The 809-nt window shown below is 49.2% G+C and carries 1 protein-coding gene; it reads left to right on the top strand.

Features of this window, described 5'->3' with window-relative positions; genetic code table 11:
* Positions 1-809: FAD-dependent oxidoreductase (locus R7093_RS24880; protein WP_318146973.1), on the top strand; the 809-nt coding region annotated here is incomplete at both ends.

Raw genomic sequence — 809 nt, 5'->3', positions numbered from 1 at the left:
CCAAAGTGGAGTGGACGGATAAAAAGGTGGCAATCATCGGCGCTGGCCCTGCTGGTTTGGCAGCAGCAGACATTTTAGTTCGCAACGGTGTAAAACCGGTGGTGTTTGACCGTTACCCAGAGATTGGTGGCCTACTTACCTTTGGTATTCCTTCTTTCAAATTGGAAAAAGGGGTCATGGAAAATCGTCGTCGGGTATTTACCGAAATGGGCGTTGAGTTCCGCATGAATGTGGAAGTCGGCCAAGATGTGCAGATGCAAGAACTGCTTGATGAATACGATGCGGTTTTCTTAGGTGTGGGCACATACAAATACATGCGCGCGGGTTTGGAAAATGAAGACGCGCCGGGCGTTTATGACGCCCTACCATTTTTGATTTCCAATACCTATAAGGTTATGGAGCTAGAACATAACCAACCGTTTATCGATATGGCTGGCAAAAAAGTCGTAGTGCTTGGTGGTGGTGATACCGCGATGGACTGCGTGCGAACTTCGATCCGTCAAGGCGCATCTAACGTGATTTGTGCCTACCGTCGTGATGAAGAAAACATGCCAGGCTCCCGTCGAGAAGTGAAAAATGCCAAAGAAGAGGGCGTGAAGTTCATGTTTAACCTTCAGCCTTTAGGTATTGAGGTTGATGCGTATGGCAAAGTTTCAGGCGTGAAAGTGGTCAAAACTGCTTTGGGCGAGCCTGATGACGCAGGTCGCCGTCGCCCTGAACCTGTAGAAGGAAGTGAACACGTCCTACCAGCCGATGCTGTCATCATGGCATTTGGTTTCCAACCTCATCAAATGGACTGGCTGACTCCG

This window comes from Vibrio sp. 1580 (genome assembly GCF_033340055.1).
This window is presented reverse-complemented; position numbering and strand designations above follow the sequence as displayed.